The sequence below is a fragment of the Bradyrhizobium sp. HKCCYLRH2047 genome (assembly GCF_051168175.1).
GTDB lineage: Bacteria > Pseudomonadota > Alphaproteobacteria > Rhizobiales > Xanthobacteraceae > Bradyrhizobium.
Genome location: NZ_JBNPUM010000002.1, coordinates 453360 through 460000, shown reverse-complemented (window position 1 = coordinate 460000; position 6641 = coordinate 453360). Strand labels below are relative to the sequence as shown.

Sequence of the window (6641 nt, the reverse complement as noted above, 5' to 3'; positions counted from 1 at the left end):
CCTAAGCTTCGGCTCGTGGCTTGAGCCCCGTTACATCTTCGGCGCAGAAACCCTTATTTAGACCAGTGAGCTGTTACGCTTTCTTTAAAGGATGGCTGCTTCTAAGCCAACCTCCTGGTTGTTTTGGGATTTCCACATCCTTTCCCACTTAGCCACGAATTGGGGGCCTTAGCTGTAGGTCAGGGTTGTTTCCCTCTCCACGACGGACGTTAGCACCCGCCGTGTGACTCCCGGATAGTACTCTCAGGTATTCGGAGTTTGGTTGGGTTTGGTAAGACGGTAAGTCCCCCTAGCCCATCCAGTGCTCTACCCCCTGAGGTATTCGTCCGAGGCGATACCTAAATATCTTTCGCGGAGAACCAGCTATTTCCCAGTTTGATTGGCCTTTCACCCCTAACCACAAGTCATCGGAGCCTTTTTCAACAGGCACCCGTTCGGTCCTCCAGTGAGTGTTACCTCACCTTCAACCTGCTCATGGCTAGATCACTAGGTTTCGGGTCTAATACAACGAACTTGACGCCCTATTCAGACTCGCTTTCGCTACGCCTACGCCTATCGGCTTAAGCTTGCTCGTTAAATTAAGTCGCTGGCCCATAATACAAAAGGTACGACGTCACCCAGAACGCATCTTGGGCTCCGTCTGTTTGTAGGTGTCCGGTTTCAGGTCTATTTCACTCCCCTCGTCGGGGTGCTTTTCACCTTTCCCTCACGGTACTGGTTCACTATCGGTCGCTGAGGAGTACTTAGGCTTGGAGGGTGGTCCCCCCATGTTCAGACAGGATTGCACGTGTCCCGCCTTACTCGAGCATGAATGTTCGCATTACCCATACGGGGCTATCACCCTCTGAGGCCCTGCTTTCCTGACAGGTTCTGGTTGGCTTACATTCATGACTGGCCTGGTCCGCGTTCGCTCGCCACTACTAGCGGAGTCTCGGTTGATGTCCTTTCCTCCAGGTACTTAGATGTTTCAGTTCCCTGGGTTTGCTTGAAACCTCCTATGTATTCAGAAGTCTCATACCTTCTCTTGATAACCGGAAATCCAAAACCTCACGGCCTTGAATTCTCTCGGTCTCCCAATCGAACACCAAGACTCGAGGTCTTGGAGTTCCGGCTATCGAAGGTGGGTTTCCCCATTCGGAAATCCGCGGATCAAAGCTTCTTCGCAGCTCCCCACGGCTTATCGCAGCGTAGCACGTCCTTCATCGCCTCTCAGCGCCAAGGCATCCACCGAACACCCTTAAGGCACTTGATTGCTCTCATTATCAATGTCCACACACTCGGCAGAATGTTCACTGCCCTCACCTGCCCCGAAGGACCGGCGTTAGAGACAGCGAGGACACTGATTAGAAAGACCAGCTTGCTTCTTAAGATCGAACCGATCGCTGTGCGGTCAAGCGCAGCGAACAGAGTCATTTACAACAGACAGGATGCTTCACAGCTTCCAGCCTGCGCCGAAATGACCCGGAGATAGTGAAGGCGTCGGTGCAAAGTCGAACGCTGACCGCTTGCGCGGTGGCGCTCATTGCACGACCCAACTCGGATCGATCTCCTCTTCACGATGTCAGATAACCCGCAGTTGCCTGTAGTCCCGGTGAGGACCAGACAATGCGAAATGTTGTCTCGCGGACGAATTTGAACACGCTAACGATAGCCCGCCTCCGCCCAAGTGGGCTCCGGCGCGGCAGCCTTCGCTGCACTCTGGCTTGCCGAGCCGAAGCAGGCGTAGCCTGCGAAGGCTGGTGGAGCCTGTCGGGATCGAACCGACGACCTCATGCTTGCAAAGCACGCGCTCTCCCAGCTGAGCTAAGGCCCCATACTCGGAAAGACGAATGCAAAGCAGCGCGATCGTCGAGACGATAACTAGCCGAAGCTCGCGTTGACCAGTCCGCCTTCGCCCAACTGGGCTACGGCGCGACAGCCTTCGCGCATCTTCTGGCTTGCCGAGCCGAAGCGCCGTGAGGCGCGAAGGCTGGTGGGCCTGGGAAGACTTGAACTTCCGACCTCACGCTTATCAAGCGCGCGCTCTAACCAACTGAGCTACAAGCCCTAACGCTCGAAGCTCGTCACCGCCCTGCCCGTGAGGGCCGATGCAGCAACCGCGCAGCCCCAGGCAGCGTGTTCGTCCGCGAAGAAAGAGAAACGAAGACGGCGAAATCCCGCCAATGGAGCTCAAGCAAGATCTGGCGATCTCGATGGCCCCTGATGTTTCTAAAACAGCTCGATAGCGCGCGATCCGAAGATCGTGGTCCGAAGACCTTAGCTGAAGAGCCATCCTTAGAAAGGAGGTGATCCAGCCGCAGGTTCCCCTACGGCTACCTTGTTACGACTTCACCCCAGTCGCTGACCCTACCGTGGTCGGCTGCCTCCATTGCTGGTTAGCGCACCGCCTTCAGGTAAAGCCAACTCCCATGGTGTGACGGGCGGTGTGTACAAGGCCCGGGAACGTATTCACCGTGGCGTGCTGATCCACGATTACTAGCGATTCCAACTTCATGGGCTCGAGTTGCAGAGCCCAATCCGAACTGAGACGGCTTTTTGAGATTTGCGAAGGGTTGCCCCTTAGCTTCCCACTGTCACCGCCATTGTAGCACGTGTGTAGCCCAGCCCGTAAGGGCCATGAGGACTTGACGTCATCCCCACCTTCCTCGCGGCTTATCACCGGCAGTCTCCTTAGAGTGCTCAACTAAATGGTAGCAACTAAGGACGGGGGTTGCGCTCGTTGCGGGACTTAACCCAACATCTCACGACACGAGCTGACGACAGCCATGCAGCACCTGTGTTTCGGGCTCCGAAGAGAAGGTCACGTCTCTGCGACCGGTCCCAAACATGTCAAGGGCTGGTAAGGTTCTGCGCGTTGCGTCGAATTAAACCACATGCTCCACCGCTTGTGCGGGCCCCCGTCAATTCCTTTGAGTTTTAATCTTGCGACCGTACTCCCCAGGCGGAATGCTTAAAGCGTTAGCTGCGCCACTAGTGAGTAAACCCACTAACGGCTGGCATTCATCGTTTACGGCGTGGACTACCAGGGTATCTAATCCTGTTTGCTCCCCACGCTTTCGTGCCTCAGCGTCAGTATCGGGCCAGTGAGCCGCCTTCGCCACTGGTGTTCTTGCGAATATCTACGAATTTCACCTCTACACTCGCAGTTCCACTCACCTCTCCCGAACTCAAGATCTTCAGTATCAAAGGCAGTTCTGGAGTTGAGCTCCAGGATTTCACCCCTGACTTAAAGACCCGCCTACGCACCCTTTACGCCCAGTGATTCCGAGCAACGCTAGCCCCCTTCGTATTACCGCGGCTGCTGGCACGAAGTTAGCCGGGGCTTATTCTTGCGGTACCGTCATTATCTTCCCGCACAAAAGAGCTTTACAACCCTAGGGCCTTCATCACTCACGCGGCATGGCTGGATCAGGGTTGCCCCCATTGTCCAATATTCCCCACTGCTGCCTCCCGTAGGAGTTTGGGCCGTGTCTCAGTCCCAATGTGGCTGATCATCCTCTCAGACCAGCTACTGATCGTCGCCTTGGTGGGCCATTACCCCACCAACTAGCTAATCAGACGCGGGCCGATCTTTCGGCGATAAATCTTTCCCCGTAAGGGCTTATCCGGTATTAGCACAAGTTTCCCTGTGTTGTTCCGAACCAAAAGGTACGTTCCCACGCGTTACTCACCCGTCTGCCGCTGACGTATTGCTACGCCCGCTCGACTTGCATGTGTTAAGCCTGCCGCCAGCGTTCGCTCTGAGCCAGGATCAAACTCTCAAGTTGAACTTGAAGCTTTGAACCGGCTGATCACAACGTTTGACGAGGTCCCACCAATCGATCTCCACGCTTCACAGCGCGAAAACCATGGTGTTACCTTTGAAACATTGTCCGCCGAAGTCTTCTCGTCCGATCTCAGAACCAAAAGCCGAAGCTCTCAACCCCGAGATCCGCAAGGACTCCGCCGTCCACGTTTCTCTTTCTTCATCTTTACTTGTCAAACAGCCCGGGACCTCGGTCCCACCCTCATGTGGAGGGGTCGCTCAACCTTTTTCGACGTCGATGAGCAACCGGGTTTTACCGGTTGTGCATCACTCAACGAAAGTGAGGAGCAATATCGGCGCGAATGCTCGCCTCGGTGTGTCCCGAAGCGGCGCCGCGCTCAGTGATCGGGTTTATAGGGGGGGCCGATCGGGGTGTCAACGCCCAATGTCAACAAATCGTCGCATCGAATCATTTTTTTCCGGACAGCAGGAGAACCCCGATTTCTTGCGGACTTCGTGCCCCACTTGGGCCACAATCCTGCGACGATTTGTTAAGCATCGACCTGGGTTGATTTGGGTCCAGCGGGGACTGCCATCGATTCAAGGATGATCCAGATCAAGGAAGCGGCGAGCCCTTCGCCTGATACGGCCGAGACGACATCGAGAGATCCTGAAGAACAATAGCGGTTCGTGGAGTCCGGCTTTCGGGCCAGAGAGTCTCGAACCGACAGAAGCGCGCCATCATTCCGAGCCGTTTGTCTTGGACGTTAAGCCAACCGGCAGCTGAGTGATCTCGGTGCTGACTTTGAACTTGGGGGACGAAGGTTGAGCCATCGGACGTCACGCGGGGGGTACGGACGCGAGATCGGCATGATCGATCTCGGTCATGAGCCGCCGCTATCGGTCGATGGCTCCGAAGCCGCGGTGATCGATCGCCGCCGCGTCTCCGTGCAATGGTTCTCCGGTACGATTCTGACTGGTCTGTGCGGCGCAGCCCTCATCGGCGGCGCCGTTTTTGCGTCGCTCGATGGCGAAATGACCTTCGCGCGCATGCCGGAGCGGATGGAAAGCGCGCTGCGCGGCGCCTTCGGCGCCAACGACCGCGTCGCCACCTTGCGCAAGAGCGACCGCCTGCCCCCGCCGAGCGAAGCCGCCGCAGCGCGCAACGTGGTGCGCATATCGACCGTGACCCGCGCGGGTTCGCGCGAGCTGATCCGGGTCCGTCCCTACGTCCGGATCTCGGGCAACCTGTCGATGGCGACCAGCGATCTGTCCGCCAAGATCCCGCCCTTCAACGCCCAGCGCCTGCTGAGCGACACCGACAACGACAAGACGGGGTCCGGCGAGGATCCGAACAATCCCGAGGCCGTCGAGCCCGACGCCGAGGTCTCATTCGTGACCAAGGATCTCGCCGCCGTGCTCCCCAAGGCGAAGATCGCGACCTCGGTGGCGCTCGACGAAATCGTCATGCGGGTCCGTGATGCGGCGAACTGGCGCGGCAACAATGGCGGCGTGCGCTACGCCTCACTTGCCAATGCCGCCGCCGACGCGGCCGGCGCGCAGGCCGTACAAGGCGGCGACCTGAAACTGTCCTATGCCAATGACGGCACCTCGCCCGATCCTTACGCCGGCTTCGAGACCCGGGTGGTGCCGGAAAATGTCACCTTGCTGCCCAAGACCAAGGACCAGATCACCGGCGGCAATCCGCTCGGCGAGCGGGTTCACCTGGTCAAGAAGGGCGATACCGTCGCCTCGATCCTGCGCGACCAGGGCGCGACGCCCGACGAAGCCAAGGCGATCGCCGCCCAGCTCGGCCCGCGCGGCCGTGACGGCGGCCTGAAGGAAGGCGAGAAACTGCGCATCCTGATGGCGCCATCCAGCCCTGCCCCCGGCGCCCGGCTGCAGCCGTTCCGCGTCATCGTCGCCAACGACACCATGATCGAGGCGGTCGCCGCGCTTTCGGACCTCGGACGATACGTCGCCGTCGACGCGCAGAGCATGAACACGGTCACCGAGACCGCCGACAACACCAACGACGAGGAGGATGACGGCACCGGTGTCCGCCTCTATCAGAGCATCTACGAGACGGCGATGCGCAACAAGGTGCCCACGCCGGTCATCGAGGACATGATCCGCATCTACTCCTACGACGTCGATTTCCAGCGCAAGGTGCAGCCCGGGGATTCGTTCGACGTCTTCTATGCCGGCGACGACGACGACAAACCCGGCAACAACGACAAGACCGAGGTGCTGTTCACCTCCCTGACGGTCGGCGGCGAGACCAAGAAATACTACCGGTTCCAGACCCCCGACGACAGCGTCGTCGACTATTACGACGAGACCGGCAAGAGCGCGAAGAAGTTCCTGGTGCGCAAGCCGGTCAACAACGCGATCATGCGCTCCGGCTTCGGCGGCCGCCGCCATCCGATCCTCGGCTTCGTCAAGATGCACACCGGCGTCGACTGGGCCACCGCCTATGGCACCCCCATTTTCGCCTCCGGCAACGGCGTGCTCGAGAAGGTCGGCCAGGAAGGCGGCTACGGCAAATACATCCGCATCAAGCACAACAACGGCTATGAGACCGCCTACGGCCACATGTCGGCCTTTGCCAAGGGCATGGAGCCCGGCAAGCGCGTGCGCCAGGGCCAGGTCATCGGTTTCGTCGGCTCGACCGGCATGTCGACCGGCCCGCACGTCCATTACGAGATCCTGGTCAACGGCCGCTTCGTCGACCCGATGCGCGTGAAGCTGCCGCGCGGCCGGTCGCTGGAAGGCCCGATCATGGCGAGCTTCGAGAAGGAGCGCGACCGCGTCGACCAGATGATGACCAGCCGCGGCCCCGGTGCGTCGCGCATCTCCGATGCCGGCCCGATCCAGGTGAATCGGTAGCCCTGCC

Annotated in this window: 1 protein-coding gene, 2 tRNA genes and 2 rRNA genes (1 of these 5 only partly in view); 1 reads left to right on the top strand and 4 read right to left on the bottom strand. The window is 58.9% G+C overall.

Annotated elements, in window-relative coordinates:
- The 4 genes from ACQR1D_RS05635 to ACQR1D_RS05620 all read right to left on the bottom strand — a co-directional run.
- Positions 1-1252: ribosomal RNA gene (locus tag ACQR1D_RS05635) — 23S ribosomal RNA — on the bottom strand; it reaches 1594 nt to the left of the window's first position.
- Positions 1253-1737: 485 nt separating this feature from the next.
- A tRNA-Ala gene (locus tag ACQR1D_RS05630) sits at positions 1738-1813 on the bottom strand.
- A gap of 157 nt (positions 1814-1970) precedes the next feature.
- Positions 1971-2047: transfer RNA gene (locus ACQR1D_RS05625), tRNA-Ile, on the bottom strand.
- Between the two features lie 231 nt (positions 2048-2278).
- A 16S ribosomal RNA gene (locus ACQR1D_RS05620) occupies positions 2279-3767 on the bottom strand.
- Together the 16S and 23S rRNA genes with 2 tRNA genes alongside form the textbook arrangement of a ribosomal RNA operon.
- An 803-nt stretch (positions 3768-4570) precedes the next feature.
- Between ACQR1D_RS05620 and ACQR1D_RS05615 the strand changes: the two genes are divergently transcribed.
- Positions 4571-6634, top strand: coding sequence for a M23 family metallopeptidase (locus ACQR1D_RS05615; RefSeq protein WP_315802896.1), 2064 nt, complete (start codon positions 4571-4573; stop codon positions 6632-6634).
- Positions 6635-6641: the final 7 nt, after the last annotated feature.